Origin of the sequence: Bdellovibrio sp., from assembly GCF_036384735.1 — a bacterium.
In the GTDB taxonomy this organism is placed as follows: Bacteria; Bdellovibrionota; Bdellovibrionia; order Bdellovibrionales; family Bdellovibrionaceae; genus Bdellovibrio.
In genome coordinates, this window is sequence record NZ_DASVLT010000067.1 from 30,157 (window position 1) to 49,173 (window position 19,017).

24 protein-coding genes and 1 pseudogene are annotated in these 19,017 nt (G+C 43.5%); 14 read left to right on the plus strand and 11 right to left on the minus strand.

Annotated elements, in window-relative coordinates; translation table 11 throughout:
- Positions 1-127: 127 nt before the first annotated feature.
- Both VF412_RS18855 and VF412_RS18860 read left to right on the plus strand, forming a co-directional pair.
- Positions 128-1,042 (plus strand): hypothetical protein, encoded by a 915-nt coding sequence (locus VF412_RS18855; protein ID WP_331340825.1) that lies wholly within the window; start codon positions 128-130, stop codon positions 1,040-1,042.
- 54 nt (positions 1,043-1,096) lie between these two features.
- Entirely contained in the window at positions 1,097-1,963 is an 867-nt protein-coding gene (locus VF412_RS18860; RefSeq protein ID WP_331340826.1) for a hypothetical protein, read from the plus strand.
- On the opposite strand, the gene VF412_RS18865 is transcribed toward VF412_RS18860, so the two are convergent.
- Positions 1,960-3,255 carry a PAS domain-containing sensor histidine kinase gene (locus VF412_RS18865; protein WP_331340827.1) on the minus strand — a complete coding sequence of 432 codons (1,296 nt, stop codon included), beginning with the start codon at positions 3,253-3,255 and terminating at the stop codon, positions 1,960-1,962. The two genes, VF412_RS18860 and VF412_RS18865, sit on opposite strands and share 4 nt — an antisense overlap.
- A gap of 143 nt (positions 3,256-3,398) precedes the next feature.
- Between VF412_RS18865 and VF412_RS18870 the strand changes: the two are divergent.
- The 3 genes and pseudogenes from VF412_RS18870 to VF412_RS18880 form a co-directional block, all read left to right on the plus strand.
- Positions 3,399-3,593 (plus strand): annotated as a pseudogene (locus VF412_RS18870) (flavin reductase family protein); the annotation flags it as partial.
- 426 nt (positions 3,594-4,019) lie between these two features.
- Entirely contained in the window at positions 4,020-4,502 is a 483-nt protein-coding gene (locus VF412_RS18875) for a GyrI-like domain-containing protein (protein ID WP_331340829.1), read from the plus strand.
- A gap of 197 nt (positions 4,503-4,699) precedes the next feature.
- Positions 4,700-4,966, plus strand: coding sequence for a hypothetical protein (locus VF412_RS18880; RefSeq protein WP_331340830.1), 267 nt, complete (start codon positions 4,700-4,702; stop codon positions 4,964-4,966).
- A 28-nt stretch (positions 4,967-4,994) separates the two neighbouring features.
- Here the strand turns inward: VF412_RS18880 and VF412_RS18885 are convergent, their stop codons facing one another.
- From VF412_RS18885 to VF412_RS18895, 3 genes are all read right to left on the minus strand, one after another.
- Positions 4,995-6,080 (minus strand): DUF748 domain-containing protein, encoded by a 1,086-nt coding sequence (locus VF412_RS18885; RefSeq protein ID WP_331340831.1) that lies wholly within the window; start codon positions 6,078-6,080, stop codon positions 4,995-4,997.
- Positions 6,081-6,262: 182 nt separating this feature from the next.
- Complete coding sequence (locus VF412_RS18890) at positions 6,263-6,424, minus strand: hypothetical protein (RefSeq protein ID WP_331340832.1); 162 nt, start codon at positions 6,422-6,424, stop codon at positions 6,263-6,265.
- Between the two features lie 11 nt (positions 6,425-6,435).
- Positions 6,436-6,621: a hypothetical protein gene (locus VF412_RS18895; protein WP_331340833.1), complete on the minus strand. Its 186-nt coding sequence runs from the start codon at positions 6,619-6,621 to the stop codon at positions 6,436-6,438.
- Between the two features lie 168 nt (positions 6,622-6,789).
- On the opposite strand from VF412_RS18895, the gene VF412_RS18900 reads away from it, so the two are divergent.
- The 3 genes from VF412_RS18900 to VF412_RS18910 all read left to right on the plus strand — a co-directional run bounded on the left by VF412_RS18900 (position 6,790) and on the right by VF412_RS18910 (position 8,758).
- Entirely contained in the window at positions 6,790-7,308 is a 519-nt protein-coding gene (locus VF412_RS18900) for a DUF4142 domain-containing protein (RefSeq protein ID WP_331340834.1), read from the plus strand.
- 53 nt (positions 7,309-7,361) lie between these two features.
- Positions 7,362-7,595, plus strand: a complete 234-nt coding sequence (locus VF412_RS18905; protein WP_331340835.1) for a hypothetical protein — start codon at positions 7,362-7,364, stop codon at positions 7,593-7,595.
- 125 nt (positions 7,596-7,720) lie between these two features.
- Entirely contained in the window at positions 7,721-8,758 is a 1,038-nt protein-coding gene (locus VF412_RS18910) for an SDR family oxidoreductase (RefSeq protein ID WP_331340836.1), read from the plus strand.
- 59 nt (positions 8,759-8,817) lie between these two features.
- On the opposite strand, the gene VF412_RS18915 is transcribed toward VF412_RS18910, so the two are convergent.
- Both VF412_RS18915 and VF412_RS18920 read right to left on the minus strand, forming a co-directional pair.
- Positions 8,818-9,093: a helix-turn-helix transcriptional regulator gene (locus tag VF412_RS18915; RefSeq protein WP_331340837.1), complete on the minus strand. Its 276-nt coding sequence runs from the start codon at positions 9,091-9,093 to the stop codon at positions 8,818-8,820.
- An 87-nt stretch (positions 9,094-9,180) separates the two neighbouring features.
- A complete protein-coding gene (locus VF412_RS18920) occupies positions 9,181-10,374 on the minus strand; it encodes an MFS transporter (RefSeq protein ID WP_331340838.1) in 1,194 nt (397 codons plus the stop codon).
- Positions 10,375-10,497: 123 nt separating this feature from the next.
- On the opposite strand from VF412_RS18920, the gene VF412_RS18925 reads away from it, so the two are divergent.
- From VF412_RS18925 to VF412_RS18935, 3 genes are all read left to right on the plus strand, one after another.
- Complete coding sequence (locus VF412_RS18925) at positions 10,498-10,803, plus strand: ArsR/SmtB family transcription factor (RefSeq protein WP_331340839.1); 306 nt, start codon at positions 10,498-10,500, stop codon at positions 10,801-10,803.
- A gap of 94 nt (positions 10,804-10,897) precedes the next feature.
- Complete coding sequence (locus VF412_RS18930) at positions 10,898-12,316, plus strand: aldehyde dehydrogenase family protein (RefSeq protein ID WP_331340840.1); 1,419 nt, start codon at positions 10,898-10,900, stop codon at positions 12,314-12,316.
- Between the two features lie 199 nt (positions 12,317-12,515).
- Positions 12,516-13,040 (plus strand): hemerythrin domain-containing protein, encoded by a 525-nt coding sequence (locus tag VF412_RS18935; RefSeq protein ID WP_331340841.1) that lies wholly within the window; start codon positions 12,516-12,518, stop codon positions 13,038-13,040.
- A gap of 67 nt (positions 13,041-13,107) precedes the next feature.
- Here the strand turns inward: VF412_RS18935 and VF412_RS18940 are convergent, their stop codons facing one another.
- The 3 genes from VF412_RS18940 to VF412_RS18950 all read right to left on the minus strand — a co-directional run bounded on the left by VF412_RS18940 (position 13,108) and on the right by VF412_RS18950 (position 14,345).
- The gene (locus VF412_RS18940; protein WP_331340842.1) at positions 13,108-13,665 is read right to left on the minus strand and encodes a hypothetical protein; all 558 of its coding nucleotides are present in this window, start codon (positions 13,663-13,665) and stop codon (positions 13,108-13,110) included.
- A 23-nt stretch (positions 13,666-13,688) separates the two neighbouring features.
- Positions 13,689-13,952, minus strand: a complete 264-nt coding sequence (locus VF412_RS18945; protein WP_331340843.1) for a helix-turn-helix transcriptional regulator — start codon at positions 13,950-13,952, stop codon at positions 13,689-13,691.
- Positions 13,953-14,027: 75 nt separating this feature from the next.
- The gene (locus VF412_RS18950; RefSeq protein ID WP_331340844.1) at positions 14,028-14,345 is read right to left on the minus strand and encodes a helix-turn-helix transcriptional regulator; all 318 of its coding nucleotides are present in this window, start codon (positions 14,343-14,345) and stop codon (positions 14,028-14,030) included.
- 204 nt (positions 14,346-14,549) lie between these two features.
- Here VF412_RS18950 and VF412_RS18955 point away from each other — a divergent pair, with 204 nt between their 5' ends.
- The gene (locus tag VF412_RS18955) at positions 14,550-15,275 is read left to right on the plus strand and encodes a PAS domain-containing protein (protein WP_331340845.1); all 726 of its coding nucleotides are present in this window, start codon (positions 14,550-14,552) and stop codon (positions 15,273-15,275) included.
- Here VF412_RS18955 and VF412_RS18960 read toward each other — a convergent pair.
- On the minus strand, positions 15,272-15,565 hold the full coding sequence (locus VF412_RS18960; RefSeq protein ID WP_331340846.1) for a helix-turn-helix transcriptional regulator: 294 nt from the start codon (positions 15,563-15,565) through the stop codon (positions 15,272-15,274). The genes VF412_RS18955 and VF412_RS18960 overlap by 4 nt on opposite strands.
- A gap of 175 nt (positions 15,566-15,740) precedes the next feature.
- On the opposite strand from VF412_RS18960, the gene VF412_RS18965 reads away from it, so the two are divergent.
- Complete coding sequence (locus VF412_RS18965) at positions 15,741-16,316, plus strand: hemerythrin domain-containing protein (RefSeq protein ID WP_331340847.1); 576 nt, start codon at positions 15,741-15,743, stop codon at positions 16,314-16,316.
- Positions 16,317-16,456: 140 nt separating this feature from the next.
- Here the strand turns inward: VF412_RS18965 and VF412_RS18970 are convergent, their stop codons facing one another.
- The gene (locus VF412_RS18970; protein WP_331340848.1) at positions 16,457-18,031 is read right to left on the minus strand and encodes an aldehyde dehydrogenase family protein; all 1,575 of its coding nucleotides are present in this window, start codon (positions 18,029-18,031) and stop codon (positions 16,457-16,459) included.
- Between the two features lie 249 nt (positions 18,032-18,280).
- Here VF412_RS18970 and VF412_RS18975 point away from each other — a divergent pair, with 249 nt between their 5' ends.
- Positions 18,281-18,814, plus strand: coding sequence for a hemerythrin domain-containing protein (locus VF412_RS18975; protein ID WP_331340849.1), 534 nt, complete (start codon positions 18,281-18,283; stop codon positions 18,812-18,814).
- Positions 18,815-19,017 lie beyond the last annotated feature (203 nt).

Consider the following 19,017-nt stretch of genomic DNA (forward strand, 5'->3'; position numbering starts at 1 on the left):
AGCATGCTGCCCCAAGAAGGCTCCTTTTGAGCGCTTTATCAGGTTCTTTCAAGATTTTAGATGAAATTTTGCCGCGATTACCTATAGTGCTTTTATTCAATTTTAAAAACTTAAATCTGGAGCGTCTATGAACTTCTCAATCCGCCCCCTTTTAATGGGTCTTGCGATGGTTTTAGCATCTTCTGCAGCACTTGCTAAAAGCAACCATATTCAATTTGTTTCGACATATCTTCAACCGGGTACGACACATCCAGATCAAAACTATCTTGCAGAGTTTTTAAATGATATTACAGCAGTTCACCTAGGACCTGAATTTTTCGGCAGTGTTCGTGATACTTTGAAGCCAAAACAGGTGCTTTTCGATTTGCCAGACGAACTTTTTAATTTCAAAGATGGCTCTCTTCTGCCGAACTATCAAGAGACTATCAACAATCTTGGCACTCGTTACGTTGACGGTTATGAAAAGACGATTCTGGCCTTCTATATCGCTGACGAGCCCTCTGACTACGGTATCACGAGAACCTCTTTGGAACTTGTGATCAAAGCCTTGAATAAGCGTTTTCCAGGCATTCCAACGTACATCGTGTGGGATCAAAACTGTTTCGATAACTCCCCAGACCTTGATGCAAAATGTGGCTTATCAGGACAACGTGGCATTCCCGCTGGCGTCGACTGGGTTGGCTTTGACTGGTACTTAAGACACGATCCCCGCTCTGATGTCGCAGACTTCAACAATCAAATTATCGCCACGGTTGAGCGAATGAAAAAGGTCACAGACAAGGCCATCGTTCTAGTTCCAGACGGTACGGATGAATTCGTACAAAATTTTGCGGAAGACCAAAAGGACTCTGTGATGGCAAATCGCATGAAGATGTTCTTTGATTACGCTGAAAAAGAACCTCGCATTATCGGCCTTGATAACTATGCATGGGCCAACCACCGTGAAGTTCTTCACGGAGTAGATACATATGTGAAGGGAACTCGCGAGTATCCTTTGACGAAGAAAATGTTATTCGATCTGACTGCGCGCTCTCTGCGCTAATTATTGACAGCCGTTCAAAGTTTCAGCGATGCTTAATAGCACGAGGTTGAAGCTTTGAACGTCCTTGTATTTCTTGTCCTTCTATTTTCTCACCCGTCATTTGCAAAGGTAGAGTCTCCGCCGATTCATCCCACTTTGTACTGGGTCTTTTCTGCGACTGAAGATGTTGCCGAGGAAGATCGCGCGCGTTTCATGACCGAAAGCAATCCCATTTTCAATTTCATTAAGAAAGGATTGCCCGAATACGAACACAGTTTTATGTACGGCACTGTTCAAAGAATCGAAAAGGAACTGCAGGGAAAAAAGCTTGTCTGTTATCCTGCCAGCACCAATCTGACGCGTCGATTGGCATTTGCTTATCTCACGCCAATCGGAGTTTTGCCAGAACCCGTGATCGTCACACGCAAAGATGTCGCTGACAAATACCTGCTGAAAGATGGAACTATCTCGTTGCAAGATCTGGTGAAAGACGCGGACGTCAAGGGTCTTTTCCCCGAGCTTCGTTCATTCGGCACTAAGATCGACGACATCATTTTTGGAAAGTTCAGCAAGGTCCGCTCTCGTCCTATGGCTCCCCTGGGGGCGAACATCATGATGATGATTCAAAGTCATCGTGTGGACTTCACCCTCGAGTTTTCCTCTTTACTTGAGTCGGTTAAAAAAACGGTGCCGCTTGCAGCAAACATCGTAACTGTTCCTATTCATGGAATGAACGATGGCATTCCAAGCTACGTGGCCTGCTCGAAAACTCCGGCTGGACTGGAAGTTATCACTAAAATCGACTCCATCCTGCGCGACAATATGCAAAACCCGGTTTATCGCAAAACTCTTTTGAGTGTAGCGACTTCAGAAGAGTTGAATAACTTTACCAAAGAAGTTGATCGTTATCTGGCACAGCGAAGAAAAAAGGAAATTTATTAAATCTCTGCTAAGGCTTCTTTTTCCCCTAAAGTCGGCAAGCGCACCACGAACTGAGCTCCTTTTCCAAGGCCCGAACTAAAGGCTTCGATATGACCACGATGAAGCTTCACGATAAACTTCGCAATGGAGAGTCCCAACCCTAAGCCACCATGTCGTCTTGTCGTAGAACTATCCTGTTGTGAAAATCTTTGAAAGACATTCGGCAAATACTCTGGATTAATCCCCTCGCCGTTATCTATGACTGAAATTTCAATCCACCCATTCGTTTGTTGGGTTTTAATATCAATAATTCCACCGGGTGGAGTAAACTTCAGAGAATTAGAAATAAGATTCCCTACCACCTGGTAAAGACGAACGTGATCGCCGATAATTTTCCCTTTCGCATGAAGATCTAAATTCAAATGAAGTCCTTTCTTTTCAAGAGACATTTGAAAAGATTCCGCAACTTCCCTGATGATCGAGTCGACATCAAGAGGCTCTTTATCTAAAATCAGTTTGCCAGCCATAATCCGCGAAGAATCCAAAAGATCGTTGACCAGCCTCAACTGCACCTCGGAATTTCTAAAAATCAGATTGGCAGCCTGCCATGCGGATGTCCCTCCATCCAACTCGTCTCTTAAAATTTCGGCATAGCCGCGGATCACGCTGATAGGAGTGCGCAACTCATGAGAAAGCGTCATAAGAAATTCGTCTTTCAAGCGGTTGACCTTGTCGAGCTCTTTCGCTTTTTCAGCTAGCTGAGCCACCCGAGCCCGAGCCGCATCAAGGCGATTTTGTGCAACCTCAATCTCGCGAGACCTAGCTAAAATCTCCGCCTCCATCTTTACCATTCTATCTTTCATTGTTTGCGAGGCGACGGATTGATTGTTTCTTGCAAGCTCCATTGTGACATACTCGGTGACATCCTCTACACGGTGAATAATGTACTGAACCTCGCCCTGAGCATCTAAAACCGGCGTATTGATAGGACTCCAATAGCGAATCTCAAAGCCATCACCTGGCTTTCGAATGTCGTACTTCTGCACCGGCATTGTATCGGCAGCCTTGGTATCTAAAACAATCTCTAATGAAGCACGCAGATTACTGACACCGTTCGCCGATTTATCTTCAGGGTTGTCAGGAAATGCATCAAAAATATAATGATCAATAAGATCTTCGCGATTTGTGCTCGTCGCATTTAAGTAAGATCGATTGACATCAATAATATTAAGATCACGGTCCAAAAGAAGGTATGACGCCGGAGCCGCGTCAAAAACGGCCTTGAAATCTATAGAAGGTAAAATCTTTTTCAAGCTTTCCTCCTCTAACAGGTTCCCTCTTTCAAATCTATGAAGCAAATTAGGTGACAGATTTTTGTTGATAAACAGAGACTTAATTTTGTTGAAATCACCTCTGGAAATAGCGTCAAAATGGCCGTAGCATTGATCCACGCTTTGCAAATTTTGAGTGTCGACTGGTAGAGAAATCATTAATGAAAAAGTACAATTTCTTTATTTTCGAAGTCGTGAAAGCCCACGTCGCGATATCACCAAAATATCCACGAACTTTTCACTATCGTGGCGAAGGTGTCTTTATGATATCCGGAAAGAATCGCAGTTATCGACGACTGTTCAAGCCAGAAATGCTCTAGCTGCTGATCACGATACGCCACAATTGAATTCCGACAAACAGGACGATAATTAACGCCCAAAAAATAATGGCTGATGCCTTCATGCCGCTCCTTCAAGTAACGAGCCGGGTTGGAACGAAAGTTACTGTCTAATAGATCGGCAAAAAACTGAGGATTTTGTAGGGTAAAAACAGACTTTAATCGATAAAGTGTAACGGGATTAAACTTGGCGTCTCAAATGCAAACGAAATTATAAAGGAAAATCAGTTATTCGTTTTAAATTCGAACGCGAACAAAGTGCTAGATATCACTAACCAAGAGCGCAGAAAAACATAACTTGAGACCCTTTGGCCCCTTGCACATGTATTACAACTTGGGAAGAAACTTCCGTTCTTTTGTCATCAATAAACTGAAGCGATAAAATTCGTAAGCGTACGAGGAGTCTTCATGGAACCCAGGTTCAGTTATTTCTCTGAAAAAATAGTGATAGGATTGGAGGCAAAATTTATCTCTCCTCTTTCACCACAAGCAAATAGCCTTCAAGTGATTCCCCGACTGTGGGAAACGTTCAATCGTCGCATGAAAGAAATCCCAGAAATTGTCGGCAATACCTGCTACGGCCTTATTGAAGAGCCGATAAATAAAAAACCCTCTGACGAGATCTCTTATTTAGCTTGTGTCGAAGCTACTTTTGCCGATGTGATTCCGTCTGGAATGCAGACCCAGATTTTGCCAGCAGGTCATTACGCTGTTTTTACCCATAAGGGGTCATTAGAAAATCTACCTCAAACATATCGCCATATCTACAGCGAATGGAGCCCCACATTCCAGGGTCAGTTACGAAAAGGTCCACATCTGGAAGTCTACGATGACCGTTTCAAACCGGAATCATCATCCTCTGAAATGGACATTTGTGTTCCAATTATTTGATCAGAGTTCTACTGAATCAGTGCGTCCGTGAAATTATCTGACAATTCAAACAATGTTGTACGAGCAGATTTAAATCGCTGTAATCTTAATTTTACAAATTATTGAGTAACAACAAACTCGCTCGTATTTTCTTTATTCTGGGTCTAAACGTTTTTAGTCTAGCCAAGTATTCACAACAACAAAAAAGGAGTACTTAAATGAAAAAACAGGCCTCAATCTTAACAGCACTTCTGTTCGTAGGCTCCCTTGCTTTGGCAGCTGACGCTGAACATAGTGAAACAACAACTGTTGATCACTCTAAAAATCCCATCACGGGAAGCGAGACAACGACCAAGAAAACAAAAAAGAAAATGAAGGGCGAGCACGCTAAAACAGAGATGAAAACCACCGACAAAATGAAAAAAGAAAAAGATTGCGCTAAAAAAATGACTCACGAAACAGAAACAACCACTGAAACAAAATAATAAAAAAGGGAGCATCAGCTCCCTTTTCTCAATTCTTTTTCGGAACGTCCTTGATCGAAATGTCATTATCCAATTGCTTCTTCATCGCTTCGACAAAACCATTTTTCATGGCTCCCCAGAAAGCATCCCATTTATCAATATCTGGCGCATTGGATGCTCCTTCGAATTCAATTTTGGTGGCCACCGTCTTCTTTTTACTGCTGCGAAGAATGAGATTCGCCAAGGCAAGGCCCGCCTCGTTAAAGAATTGCTTGGTTGAATCAAAGTGTTCTTTATCACCCATAACTTCAAGATGTTCAAAAAATGGTTTCACATACCCTTTTACGCGATTCTCTTTCGTACTGACCTCCGCATAAATACTAAGTCGTCCCTTATGGAAGGTGAACGGCCCATATCCTAAAAAGAAATCATTCAGCGATGTGATATCCAGCTCATCAAGTTTAGCTTTCGCTTGAAATGCGGGAATGCGCGAAAGCAAATTAATTTTTGCGTCAGCTTCAATCTGACCACTTTTTTGCAGGCGTGCAGAAGCATCCACGGTGCTCGGCAAAAGGTCTTTATTATCATCCGTGTTCTTGATATTTTTTGCACGAACGTCGATTCGATCCATCACCACATCGACCGGAACCTTGAAATCGCGGTTAATCAGATGGACTTCACTATTTGTCAGCTGCAAAGACTCAAGCTCAATGGGAACAAGCTTTCCTACTACGGTTTTCCAATCTTCCTCTGCACCGACTTGTTTTTTCTCTTTCTTTTCGCTGTCTACAAAATCAAGCTTGGCTTGGTCAATTTTGAGGTCACCCAAAAATTTTCCTTTGAATAAAGCCCGCCACGCCAAAGAAAGATCGATTTTCCTGACGTCGACAAAGGGTTCCTTGGAGCCTTTCGTGCGCTTCCAAATTTTAAGTCCCTCGATTTGATAAGCTCCACGATATAAGGCTAAATCAAAGTCGTCGATATGTCCCTTATAGCTGGTCAACTTGTTCTCTAAATACCAATTGATCGCGTATTTAGCACCAATGGGAAGTAAAAGTCGCGCCACAACCAATGCCAATATCAGAGTCCATATTGAAATATGCACCCGCTTTACATACGTCCACAATCGCTTCATAAACACTCCCTTCGCTACTGTCACGTCCTCAACTTTCCGCTAATTTTAGATCACTGATTAATTCCAATCGCTTTCTCTCGGCATCTTCTTGAGCTCGGGGATTTTAAATAAATAAACCTGACGGATCTCAAAATTTGAGATCCTCATGAAATTATTTTTGTCTTTTAGCAACTCAACTTAGTTCAATGTGTCCAAGCGGGCGGATCACTGGCTGGGAATGATTCGTCCGAAGTGAGATCAACCTGAGAATATTCATTTGAATCTTCAGGTCTTTTTTGATGTTGAATCGCCCAGTAGACGAAGGCAAGACCACTAAGTCCGAGCAAAGAAATTGCTAGTTTCATGAAATCCTCCCCTAATAATTTCCTTTGTGTTCTTTATCGTAACCACGAGTATCGCGATTGGTGAAACCAAGATCTTCTCTCGAATAAGCAGGGCCGTCATGGCCATCACCTTGCCGCATTCCTTGCTGCCGAGTCGATTGATAACTGGGCTGACGTTTTTTTGCCTGAGTATCTTTGACATGAGATTTCTTTTTCATCGCGACCTCCGTGTCTTTCGATTATAGCACCCCGCTCAATTGGAGCCACTCGACTTCAGGAGAAGATTGCGTTGCATTTTTACAGATTAAAACTCGATTGCGAAAGAATAAGTTGTCTGTCTTTTTAAATGCCTTGATCGTGAGTCGGTAACCCTTTTAGGAGGCACAATGAAACTAAAAAATATTCTCATCGCATCATCCATATTCAGTGTACTAGCAGGCCCAATGGCCTTTGCCCTTTCAGATTCAGATATTGCAGAGATCATGAAAACCGCCAATAAAGCAGAAATTGACGCCGGCAAAATGGCGAAATCAAAAGCTTCGAATTCTCAGGTAAAAGATTTCGCAAAAATGATGGTGGATGCACATGAAGAAAATATGAAAGATGGAAAGAAAATCGAGAAAAAAGAGAAAATCAAATCCGAAACAACCGACACGTCCAAAGATCTTAAAAGCAGCACTAAAGATCAATTGGCAGAGCTGAAAAAGAAAAAAGGTTCTGATTTCGACAAGGCGTACATCGACAATCAAGTGGCCATGCATCAACAACTTCTGAATGATCTTGATAACAAGTTTATTCCAGCTGCAACCAATCCAGAATTCAAGACGTACTTGCAAAATACACGTGAGCACGTACAGAAACATCTTTCAAAGGCACAAGAGATTCAATCTACAATGACGAAGTAATTTGTAACAGGCCCGGCGTCTGCACGGGCCTTGCCTAAAAGAGGAGATCCCCTATGGAGCCTGAAAAAATTCGCATTGAACCCACAGATCCTAAGACTCACGCGCATAATCTTCTCAATAATGTCCAAGATCTCAAAGAACGTTTTCGGACCGATATCCATCTGGTGCGGGACTCAAAAGCTCGAGCTCTTTTCGAAACAGCAGCGGAAGTTCTCGCAGGATTAGAGAACACTCTCTATGATTACATCAATGAATCTGAAGAAGCTTGGCGCAGCAACGAAGAATAAAAAAATTTACTTTTGTCTTTTGACGGAAGTTCAAAAATTCGATGCCGATCATCACTCTTTGGAATTAGAAATTTCCAGCGAATTTCATTTCCTATAATCTGAATCTATTCCAAGGAGGCTTCATCATGAACGCGTTTTCAAAAAAATTGCTGACAGGTCTAGGAATCAGCATTGGCAGCGCCTTTCTTTATTCAAAAATTCGCGATAATCTTCGCTATATCAGCTTCCAAGGAAAAGTCGTTCTGATTTCTGGAGGATCTCGAGGTTTAGGACTGCTACTAGCCCAAGAGTTTGCCAGCGCCGGAGCCTCGATAGCGATTTTGGCTCGGGACAAAGATGAACTGCGCCGCGCTCAAAACATCATTCAATCAAAACATCCAAAAACATTGGTGCACACGTATGAATGCGATTGTACACAGAGCTTTCACGTACAAGAGACCGTCTCAAAAGTTCTTCAAGACTTTGGAGGCATCGATGTTCTAGTGAATAATGCTGGTATTATTTCCTCCATGCCCATTCAAAATGCCACGGAAGAAGATTTCGCCGAGTCCTTGGCAACACACTTCTGGGGGCCCTACTATTTAATTCAAGCCGTAGTCCCTCACATGACACGGGGTTCACGGATTGTGAACATCAGCTCGATCGGTGGCCTTGTGCCTATCCCCCATTTAGCTGCTTACTGCACAGGAAAATTTGCTTTAACCGGATATTCGCGAAGCCTGCGTAATGAATTGATGAAAGACGGTATTTACGTTTGCACAATTTGCCCAAGCTTGATGCGCACGGGCTCTGTCGATCACGCTAAATTCAAAGGACAAGCCCGTAAGGAGTACACGATTTTTTCGTTAACCGCATCGCTACCACTGATTTCACAAAGTGCCGAAAGATCTGCACGCAAGATCATCAAAGCCGCTCATTTTGGACAAGCGGAACTTGTGATCTCACTCAATGCAAAACTCGCACAGCTTTTGGATTCTCATTTTCCCGGATTATTTTCAGATATTATGTCTTTAGCAAATTATCTTCTACCAGGACCGACCGACAATCTTGATATGAGCCTCGAGGGAAAAGATGCTCATACCTTTATTTCTGATTCTATCTTGACCCAGTCATCACATAGTGCCGCTCTTCGTAACAATGAAGGACAAATTCGCCATACATAAAGAAAATGGCCATCATAAAGATAGCCATTCGTTTTAATTCTTAGTTTTAAATAAGTTTCCTAAGCGCGCGCCGATTTGAATTTGCGGCGAAGGTTTTCAGACGTGATACGAATCTCTTCTTCCAACAAGGTCTCAAACAATGAATCCGCAGATATTTTGTAAAGTTGAGCAAGTTTTTTAATCGCATTGACCGGCGGGGCCGAAATTCCGCGTTCCCAGTTGGAAATAAATTGTGGAGTGTCATAGCCCATATGATCTGCAACATCTTTTTGAGAGAGAGCCGCTTTATTGCGCGCATCTTTCAAGAAACTTGCGAGTGAATTTTGTTGTGCCATGGGATCTCCTCCGTCTTATGGAAAAAATCCTAACAAGATCTTGTAAAAGACTCAAGGAGACTTTTATAGACTGCTTGAGTCACTAGCCTAAATCTCTTTATATTTAAGTACTGGCTCTGTCGCCATAACAAGCAAACCAAAAACCGGGAAACAGAGCCCCGCAATCGCTGCTGATTGCCAACCACCATGAGCATAGGCCCACGCACCCAATGCCGACCCCGAAGCCCCGCCAACATAAATCATCGCAATGTAAAGACCGTTTAAGCGCCCCTGATTTTTTGGATCGATTGAAAAGATCGCACGCTGACCAAGAACTAAGTGCGAGGCCACGCCCGCATCCAAAAGATTCGCAGCGATCAGAAGCATCACTAACGAAAACAAACTTCCGGGCTGAATAAGGAAGGATATGAAGAATGAAAGGACTGCTACCACCGAGGATAAAACAGTCAAACGCTTGCTCCATCCTCGATCCGCCATCTTTCCCGCCAAAGGAGCAACCACTGCTCCGGCGACACCTGCCAAGGCAAAAATAGCCACGGCTTTTTGTGAGAAATGGAATTGTGATTCCATCAACATCATTGGAACAGTTGTCCAAAACAAACAAAATGCTCCGAAAAGACACGCCTGATAGAAACCGCGACGACGCAAGGTCGGCGTGTTCACAACCAGAGACTTCATTGACAAAATCAACTGACCGTAATGAAGGCCATGATTTTCAGGACGACGTTCCGGCAACACGGAAAAGATTTTCCACAACAATAAAAGCATCAAAGTGGCTGACACGAAAAACACAGCATGAAATGAAATCAGATCCGTGAGCAGACTAGAAAGCGGACGAGATAACATAATACCCATCATCATACCGCTCATTAAAGTCCCCAGAACGCTTCCGCGCTGCGAGGGTTCTGAAAGATGCGAAACATAAGGAACAACAATCTGTAAAGTGGAGGCGCCGATCCCCACAAGAAGTGACGCCACAAAATAAGGGACCACGTGACTTGCAAATCCCAAACACAATTCGGCCAGGATAGTGACTCCCATCATAATGAAGATAATGCGACGGTTTTCCACCAAATCCCCTAAGGGCACGACAAACAAAACTCCAAGACCATAACCAACCTGGGTCATCGTAAGGATCAACCCCGCCGCATCGGCCCGAATCCCCAAAGAGCTTGCGATGAACGAAATAATCGGTTGTGCATAATAAAGGTTTGCCGCCATAACGCCTACGACGGCTGCCATAAGAAATATAAAGCCTTTTGAAATGTGCTGAGAGGACATTTTCGATTCCTGATTGCTGGCGCTTCGTTATGAAGCGTCTGTCTTTGTTAGACATCTATCTAACAAGAAACTTAACGCCGCTCTTGATTTATTGCAAGATATTTGTTAGACATATATCTAACTATGGAAGAGCTTGATCATCCCAATTTAAGTCAGATCTCGTTAGAGCAAGCTATGAAAGCGCTGGGTGATCCCGTGCGTTTGTCTGTTGTGAAGCAATTGCTTGCCGCCAAAGGTGAAGAAAAAGCCTGCGGCACTTTTGAATATTCAATTACAAAAGCGACCTTCTCCCATCACTTACAGATTTTGCGTGAAGCGGGTTTGATCTTTATGCGCCAAGAAGGAACAAAGAAAATGACGTCTTTGCGTCTTAAGGAAATTCAAAAGCGCTTCCCTGGCCTGCTCGATTTGATCACCCAAACCAAATAGCTTTGCAGAATTAGGCAATAATCAAGCACGATCCGTATAACTGATTTTTCAGAATGTGCGTAATCTTAAAGAGTCCCTAACGAAAGGATTTTTTATGAAGCACATTCAACAGATCTACATCGATGGAAAATTTGTTCATCCCCATGGTACAGAGACACTGAACCTTATCAATCCCACAAATCAAAAAGTCATCGGTCGTGTCACTCTGGCCGATGAGGAGGATGCGAAGCTTGCCATTTCCGCCGCAAAAAAAGCATTCACTTGGTATTCAAACACTTCTTTAAAGGAACGCGGCGAATATCTCACTCGCCTGCACGATTCCGTAAAAGCTCGAGAGAAGGATCTTCTTGACGTCATGGTTGAAGAGTACGGCGGGCCTGTGCAATTCAGCCAAGCCGCCGTCCAGCGCACCATCAGCTCTTTCCTACAAGCCAAAGCCACCATGGAAAAATTTGAATTCGTGCGCTCCATAGGCCAGGCTCAAATCCATATGAAACCGCTAGGAGTGGTGGGGTTAATCACCCCATGGAATGCCAATAATAGTTTTATCGCAAGTAAGCTTTCAATGAGCTTGGCTTCTGGAAGTACAGCGGTTTTAAAACCTTCAGAAATGAGTGCCCTACAAACCCAAGTGATGACCGAAGCTCTGCATGCAGCAGATCTTCCGCCAGGATTGTTCAATATTGTCACAGGCCGAGGCGACATTGTCGGGGCCGAGATCACTCGCAATCCTGATATCGCAAAGATTTCTTTCACGGGCTCTACCGTGGTTGGAAAAACTATTGCTCGTGGCGCCGTGGACACATTGAAACGCGTGACACTAGAACTTGGAGGAAAATCTCCGAATATTATCTTGGACGATGCCGATTTTGAAAAAGCCATTCCTTTGGCTATCAATATTGCCTTCATGAATAGTGGACAGGCTTGTATCGCAGGAAGCCGCTTACTCATTCCAGAAAGTCGTCTTGAAGAAGCCAAAAAACTGATTGTCAAAGCCATCGAAAGTGTTCGCACTGGAACCCCTCGCAGTCCCGAAACTCAAATCGGTCCCATGGTCAGTGTAAAACAATACGAACGCGTGCAAAGTTATATTCAATCGGGTATCGACGAGGGTGCAGAGCTTCTTATCGGAGGATTGCACCAACCTGAAGGACTTGAAAACGGAAACTTCGTGAAACCCACTGCTTTCGTTGCCCGCCCCGATATGCGCATCGCTCGCGAGGAAATCTTCGGCCCCGTTCTTTCAGTGATGACCTATAAGTCGGAAGAGGAAGCCATCCGCCTTGCTAATGACACCGTTTATGGTTTACACGGATATGTCAGCTCTGGCAGTGCCGAACGTGGTGCTCTTGTGGCATCACAGATCGTCGCAGGTCGTGTTTTCGTGAACGGTATGTACGACGAGCCTCTTGCTCCATTCGGTGGCTTCAAGCAATCGGGCTTGGGTCGTGAGTTCGGTTCTTTTGGATTAGAGGCATATCTCGAGCCAAAAACTTTTATAGGTCCTCGATAATCGCCTTTGCGGCGTCTGAATGTCTGAATAAATGAGACGCCGCGAATTTCATTCGGAAAACTTAAGAGTTCTAATTTATTTTTCTACAACCAATGAACGTTGAGAATTTTGAAATTACAGAAATCCCTCATCTTACTGAAGACAGCACATTTTTATTCCCTTATCGTTTCTTAAATAGCTGCACAAACGAGGAATGAAAATGGAAATTTACGAATCAATTTTGCGCGATCACTCGACCATTAAATCTTGGGTTAAGCATCTGATGGACATTCCTGCTCAAGATTCCCTGACTAGGGATATCTTTCTTGAACAGCTGCAAAGTCTTCTTCTTGTTCATTTCAAAGTGGAAGAGCTGACGTTCTATGTCCCTCTTAAGGCAGCCAACAATATCACAGATGTCACATCTTCATCACATAGTGATCATCATCGCATTACTAAGAGCCTACTTGCTCTTCACGGAGTTTCGGAGGCATCCCGTCTACACGAACAGCTCGAAGAATTTAAAACCTTGGTTGAATCTCACCTGACTCAAGAAGAAGCATTTATGTTTCTCGTGGGAAAGGCCCATCTTTCTGCTCAGGAGGCCGCTCAGCTGTCAGCGGCTTACGAATTGATGAAAGAATCCATCCGCAAAGAAGGCATTGAAAAACAAATGCTTTATCGCGTGATCAATTTACTACCTTCTCACTTTTCGCAAGATTTTAAGAATGTATTTCAAGTTTAAAGAGGAAGCACAAGGCTTCCTCTTTAACTCGAGTTTGTTGTTCATACTGAACCGGCTCGATCTTATGTTAAAGAGTGCTCATGTGCACGAACTGTTGAATCTTATTTCGCAAAGCCCATCTTTCTAAATTTCGAACTGTTTCAAAATCCTGCTCCCAAGATTTAATAGCTCGATCACTTTGATCACATAAAATCAAGTCAGCACGATCGATCAAGGATTTTTCGAGTTCATGATCTTCTGTCTTTGTTGCCGAAAATCCATCGTAAATCAGCAGCGTCGGCACCAAATGATGACTGTACTTGTAAGCCACGGCATCGGAATACCAAAGATGAAATTGATGAATCTTTTCGTCTTCAATCAATTCATCCAAAAGACTACGGATCTCGTCGTGCTTTTCCGAAGTCTTCAATAGACTTGGTATATACGGAGTCACAATCGCGATACTACCACGATCCTCAATTTCCAAATGCGCATTCAGGTTGTCAACGACCTGAGGTCTTTCCACAAAGAAAATGCGCCGGTCTTCCGCATATCGATGCACCAAATGATGTAGACGTTGCAAAGGATCGACCCATTTTATATGAGAGAAAACGATCAGATCGGATTTTATAGTTTCTTGACTCATTTCACACCTCGATGATGGTTCTATTATGTGGACCAACGCTGCAAAGCCTTAGACTCAGCTTCTCGCACGACGTCTTCAACATAACGTGCTCGCATTTCTTCTCGTGAGATCTTATAGACTTCGCACATTCTTTTCAGGACCTCGAGGGGCGGCTTGCTTGTCCCGCGTTCTAAGTTAGATAGGAACTGCGATTTTTCATATCCAAGCATCTTTCCGGCTTGTTGCTGCGTCATTGCCACACTCACTCTTTTTTCGCGTAAATATTTTGATAAAGACACAGGCATCATCCTTAACTTCCAATGATTAAGAAATGACGATAAGAATTCAAAAAGAAACACTCAATCACAAAGATCTTATATTTCCTATTCTTCATTTTCCTCAAGCACAGATGGGGCACCTTGTTGTGCGGACTGCCCTAAAGCAAAATGACTGTCCCATTTGCTAATGGCTTTTTCTTCAGCATCGATTCTTGCTTCTTGAATATAATGTTCACGCATTTCCTCTCGAGAAATACGATAAACATGACACATACGCCTAAGGATTTCTAAAGGTGGTTTTCGCAAACCTCTTTCAAGGTTTGATAAAAATTGCGCCTTTTTATATCCTAAAAGTTCTACAGCTTCTTGCTGTGTCAGAACTGCGTTCAATCTTTTTTGTTTGATAAACTCTGGAAGTCGCACTATATAATTACTCTCTCTTAACGAATTCTTTTTATATAGAGATTTCTGTCACTTCGCAAATTCCCATGGATCCCACAAAGAACATTTCATAAATCTCAACCACTTTTGAGAGATAAAATATGCATTCTCTCAAATCGTTGATTATTGTCTTGTGTAGTAACTAAGTAAGTTGTGACGTCATTTACGCGAGAGTAAAATTTATTTATGGAAACAACGAATACAAACTCAAACTTGATTCCCGAGATCCTCAAAACTCATGAGCTTGCTGTTTACATGACCGACAAGGACGGCAAGATCTATGTATGGAACTCGAAGGCCTCCGAGCTTTTTGGATACTCCGAAAACGAGATTCTAGGACAACCAGATTCAGTTTTCTATCCGGACAGTCTCGAAAAATTCTCACCTGCTGGTGAACGTTATGGATGGCGCATTCGCAAGGATGGCAGCTCGATCTTCGTTCGTGAAACTATCTCTAAAATCACGGATGCCGAGAATCCAGAAGTCTGCTATATGAAGATCATCGAAGACGTGGCAGATCACCTGACCCCTCGAGATAAAAGCGAGCTTTGGATCACTCAATATGAGTATGCTCCGTGGGGCGTTTCTATCAGTGACGCTCAGAAAGACACTTTAGAGATGATGAACCTGGAATTCGCAACAATGCATGGCTACTCACCCGAAGAACTGATCGGTCAACCAGTTTCGATTGTCTATAGCAAGGCCGCCTACAAAGAATTGGAAAGTCGCCTGAAAGAGATTGAGCGCACTGGACGCTATCGCTTTCAATCCGAACACGTTCGAAAGGATGGTTCAACATTTCCGGTTTCAATTGATTCAACGACCATTCGCGACAATAAAGGGAAAATAGCCTATCGGGCTGCCCATGTGGCGAATCTTGAAGTATCAAGCGGAGTTCCGGAAGGACATTAATTTGAAGGAGTCTCTGGCTTTTCTTCGTTCGAAGGCCATTTCGCTTCCGCTTTTTTTCTTGCTTCCTCGACCTGCGCTTGAATATATCTCTGCCTCATCTCCTCGCGAGGAACGCGATAAACTTCACACATTTTCTTCAAAACATCGACCGGAGGCTTGGTAAGTCCCCGCTCAAGACTCGAGAGGAACTGAGACTTCCTATACCCCAGAAGCTCCACCGCCTCCTGCTGAGTCAGAGCAGCCTTCTGTCTTTGTTCTCGAATGTACTTAGGTAAATCACTCATATCCATACTTCGATTTTCTGCTCGAAGATCGAGGTTGTGCAGTTCTCCCGTAAAATTCTGGCAATAAACAACGTCCCGACCCGCATTTTGCTGCATTCATGCAGAATCGACTCTCTGCCTTAGAAAGACCTGACATTTTCCATTAAATTAGAAGATAGATGACCTACAAGGAGGCTTTTCTATGAAGGATTCGCAACACTCAACGTCTCATTTAAAAGTAAATTCAGCCACATCCCGTCGTCTTTCAGACAAGCTCTCGCAAAACGAAGACATCATAGAAATGATTCTAGAAGATCACAAACCTTTGAAACAACTCATCAAGATCATGAAAAACACAGATAAGGACTTAAGCGATCGCGAAGATGCCTTCGCCGAATTCGCTCCTCTCTTGATCTGTCATGCAAAACCCGAGGAAGAAACCTTATACACTTTTATGAAAAGTGTTGAAAACACACGATCTGACGGATTTGAAGGCGATGTTGAACACGGCCTCGCCGATCAAATGGTTGAGGAAATCATGCGCACCGACGATGAAGATCTTTGGTCGGCTCGCGTGAAGGTGTTGGCTGAACTTGTTGAACATCATATTGAAGAGGAAGAAAACTCCCTTCTTCCTGACTTTAAGAAAAACTCCAACCCTCAAGATCGTCAGATCTTAGCAAATAAATTCCTAAAACTGAAAACTCATTTTCTTCAACTTGGAGGGGAAGAGACTCCCCATGAAGCAAATTTAAAGAAATCAGATTTACATCATTAGATCTATCATTAAAAGAAGCTCAAGACCTCTTTCAAATTTTTGAGCTTCTCTTTTTTCCCCGGGAGTTTTTATGAAGACATTCCTTCGTAAATTTCAGGACCTGAAAAAGGCTGCTTTTATTTCGCAGCCTTTTCTTTCTTCTAAAGAACTAGGTTTGTCGAAAGGAATCTTGAGCTGTCATCGTGAAGAATTCCTTGAATGACTTTCTTGCCTGCAGGATCTTGTTTCGCCGCGACCATGCAGCGAATACTAAAGGATCGAAGAGCATCATAAACACTCAACGTCCCTTCCGCCGAATTCTTTCTTCCCGTAAACGGAAACACATCGGGTCCACGCTGGCACTGAGTATTGATATTGATGCGACATACTTGATTGCTTAGGTGGTCGATCATAATTCCCATTTTTTCAGCGTCTTCCCCGAAAACACTGGCCTGATTGCCGTAAGGTGAATCCATCACGAAATTCTCGACTTCTTGAATGTCATCAAATTCACGAATTGGAATGACCGGCCCAAACTGTTCTTCGTGGGCTACACGAGAATCCAAAGACACCTTAGCAAGTACCGCCGGGAAGAATAATGTTCCATCTACCTTGCCACCTTTTTCCGGATTGCATAGGACAGCCCCTTTCGCAACGGCATCATCAATCAAACCTTGCAAATATTTTGGTTTTTCTGTGTCTGGAAGTGGCGTGATTGAAACACCTTTTTCCCAGGGCAAACCAGCTACAAGGCTATCGACTTTCTTTACAAAGCGTTTGGTAAATTCATCAGCAACATTTTTATGCACAAAGATCATTTTCAAAGCCGTGCAGCGTTGCCCATTAAATGACAATGATCCACGCACGCACTCGTTAACGGCATTATCTAGATCCGCATCCTCTAAAATAATCGCCGGGTTTTTAGCCTCTAAGCTTAAGATGCTGCGCAAACGTGAGGGCTGAGGATGGGCCACTTTGATTTGATTAGCAACTCGGCTCGTACCGATGAACGCAAGTACATCAATCTTTCCTGTTTGCACGATGGGATTGACAATCTCACGACCTAAACCATTAATGACATTCACCACACCTGCGGGAAAGCAGTTTTTGAAACCCTCTAATAAAGGCTCCCACAAAAGCTGTCCATAACGTGCGACTTTCACCACAACCGTATTTCCCATAATCAACGCAGGAATTAAAGTCGTGAATGTTTCATTCAACGGATAATTGAATGGCCCCATACACAATGTCACACCCAAAGGGCTTCTGCGAATCTGCGCCATGATTCCACCAGAGAACTGAAAACGACTTGCCTCACGGTCCATCTTTTTCACTTCTTCGACGGTGTCATTAATATATTGAATGGTACGGTCAAATTCTCCTTGAGCATCAGTCCAATTTTTTCCGATCTCCCACATCAAAAGTCTGCAAATCAATTCTCGCTGTTCTATCATCGCATCACGAAAGGCCACGACAGCTTTGATTCGATCTTCCATTCGTTGACTAGGCCACTCGCCAAGGCCCTTTGCCCACGCATTGGCTGCCGCATCTACGGCTTCGTGCAAAGTTGCCACATGCACATGAGGAGTCGTTCCGATTTGCACCGGTTCCGTGCCGCGATGACATGTTGAAAAGACAGGCTTCGACTCAAACCCCTTGTCGCGGATTTCTCCACCAATAAGAATGCGTCCGTTGATTTGTGGAACTGCGGGAAACTCGGGAAGTGCATATTTCATCTTTGACCTCTTACTTATGATAAAAGGCTCTCACCGCGACTTCCATTCGGCAAGCACTTCACTCACACATGCAAAAGAACGGATGCTGCGCGTGATTTACTTAGCGCGCCCTTCGTCGGGATCTGCTTAGCTATGTCGAATAAAACAGAAATTCTCTTCAACGGATCACAATTGACCCATGTCTTTTCCACCGCGAATTTGAAAACTCAGAAACCTGCCCTTAACGTTCAAGAAGGACGGAGGTCTTCAATGGAAATTTACGAGCTTCTAAAAGCGGATCATGAAAAAGTTAAGGATCTTTTAAATCAACTTTTAAGTCTTGAGGATGACGATGTTGGCGGTCGCAATCATTTTGTAAATGAAATCAGAAATGCACTTATTCCCCATTCCCGCGCGGAGGAATCTGTTTTTTACAACTCACTCAGAACTCTCGACAGCGGACGCGGCATGGTCATGCACAGCTATAAGGAACACCTCGAAGCTGAAAACTTACTTCGCATGCTACAAGTTGAAGATAAAACGCATCTGTCTTGGAGGAGTACAGCCGAAAAACTAAAGGAAGCCCTCGATCATCACATCACAGAAGAGGAAACTCGTTTATTTGAAACGGCCCGTAACGCCTTCACAACACAGGAGGCTCAAATGATGGGCGCTGCATTTGAAAAGCTCAAACCCGAAATCAAAGAGCAAGGTCTTGCTGGAACAACTTGGGATTTGATCGCGAATCTTATGCCACCAAGATTTTCGGACACATTTCGCAAGTCTTCCAGTCCCCACCTTTAAAGCAACGTTCTCTGATTTCTGCCCAAGGTCATGCTGGTCAGAACTCTTAAAACTTGATAGATGAAGCCCATGCTAAAACGAAACTTTGCATGGGCTCTTCTTTTATTCTTCAGCATTAATGCCCTCGCCATAGAGCCACAGTTCACTTTATTTAGAAGGACTTCAAATTTCTAAAATAGTGTTCATATCGAAAATACATTTCC

Excerpts from the sequence above, each read along its gene's own strand:
- VF412_RS18855 (WP_331340825.1), top strand. The coding sequence starts at position 128 with ATGAACTTCTCAATCCGCCCCCTTTTAATGGGTCTTGCGATGGTTTTA.
- VF412_RS18910 (WP_331340836.1), top strand. The coding sequence starts at position 7,721 with ATGAACGCGTTTTCAAAAAAATTGCTGACAGGTCTAGGAATCAGCATT.
- VF412_RS18895 (WP_331340833.1), bottom strand. The coding sequence starts at position 6,621 with ATGAAAAAGAAATCTCATGTCAAAGATACTCAGGCAAAAAAACGTCAG.
- VF412_RS18930 (WP_331340840.1), top strand. The coding sequence starts at position 10,898 with ATGAAGCACATTCAACAGATCTACATCGATGGAAAATTTGTTCATCCC.
- VF412_RS18940 (WP_331340842.1), bottom strand. The coding sequence starts at position 13,665 with ATGAGTCAAGAAACTATAAAATCCGATCTGATCGTTTTCTCTCATATA.
- VF412_RS18975 (WP_331340849.1), top strand. The coding sequence starts at position 18,281 with ATGGAAATTTACGAGCTTCTAAAAGCGGATCATGAAAAAGTTAAGGAT.
- VF412_RS18900 (WP_331340834.1), top strand. The coding sequence starts at position 6,790 with ATGAAACTAAAAAATATTCTCATCGCATCATCCATATTCAGTGTACTA.
- VF412_RS18915 (WP_331340837.1), bottom strand. The coding sequence starts at position 9,093 with ATGGCACAACAAAATTCACTCGCAAGTTTCTTGAAAGATGCGCGCAAT.
- VF412_RS18965 (WP_331340847.1), top strand. The coding sequence starts at position 15,741 with ATGAAGGATTCGCAACACTCAACGTCTCATTTAAAAGTAAATTCAGCC.
- VF412_RS18880 (WP_331340830.1), top strand. The coding sequence starts at position 4,700 with ATGAAAAAACAGGCCTCAATCTTAACAGCACTTCTGTTCGTAGGCTCC.
- VF412_RS18960 (WP_331340846.1), bottom strand. The coding sequence starts at position 15,565 with ATGGATATGAGTGATTTACCTAAGTACATTCGAGAACAAAGACAGAAG.
- VF412_RS18920 (WP_331340838.1), bottom strand. The coding sequence starts at position 10,374 with ATGTCCTCTCAGCACATTTCAAAAGGCTTTATATTTCTTATGGCAGCC.
- VF412_RS18935 (WP_331340841.1), top strand. The coding sequence starts at position 12,516 with ATGGAAATTTACGAATCAATTTTGCGCGATCACTCGACCATTAAATCT.
- VF412_RS18905 (WP_331340835.1), top strand. The coding sequence starts at position 7,362 with ATGGAGCCTGAAAAAATTCGCATTGAACCCACAGATCCTAAGACTCAC.
- VF412_RS18875 (WP_331340829.1), top strand. The coding sequence starts at position 4,020 with ATGGAACCCAGGTTCAGTTATTTCTCTGAAAAAATAGTGATAGGATTG.
- VF412_RS18970 (WP_331340848.1), bottom strand. The coding sequence starts at position 18,031 with ATGAAATATGCACTTCCCGAGTTTCCCGCAGTTCCACAAATCAACGGA.
- VF412_RS18890 (WP_331340832.1), bottom strand. The coding sequence starts at position 6,424 with ATGAAACTAGCAATTTCTTTGCTCGGACTTAGTGGTCTTGCCTTCGTC.
- VF412_RS18955 (WP_331340845.1), top strand. The coding sequence starts at position 14,550 with ATGGAAACAACGAATACAAACTCAAACTTGATTCCCGAGATCCTCAAA.
- VF412_RS18925 (WP_331340839.1), top strand. The coding sequence starts at position 10,498 with ATGGAAGAGCTTGATCATCCCAATTTAAGTCAGATCTCGTTAGAGCAA.
- VF412_RS18885 (WP_331340831.1), bottom strand. The coding sequence starts at position 6,080 with ATGAAGCGATTGTGGACGTATGTAAAGCGGGTGCATATTTCAATATGG.
- VF412_RS18945 (WP_331340843.1), bottom strand. The coding sequence starts at position 13,952 with ATGATGCCTGTGTCTTTATCAAAATATTTACGCGAAAAAAGAGTGAGT.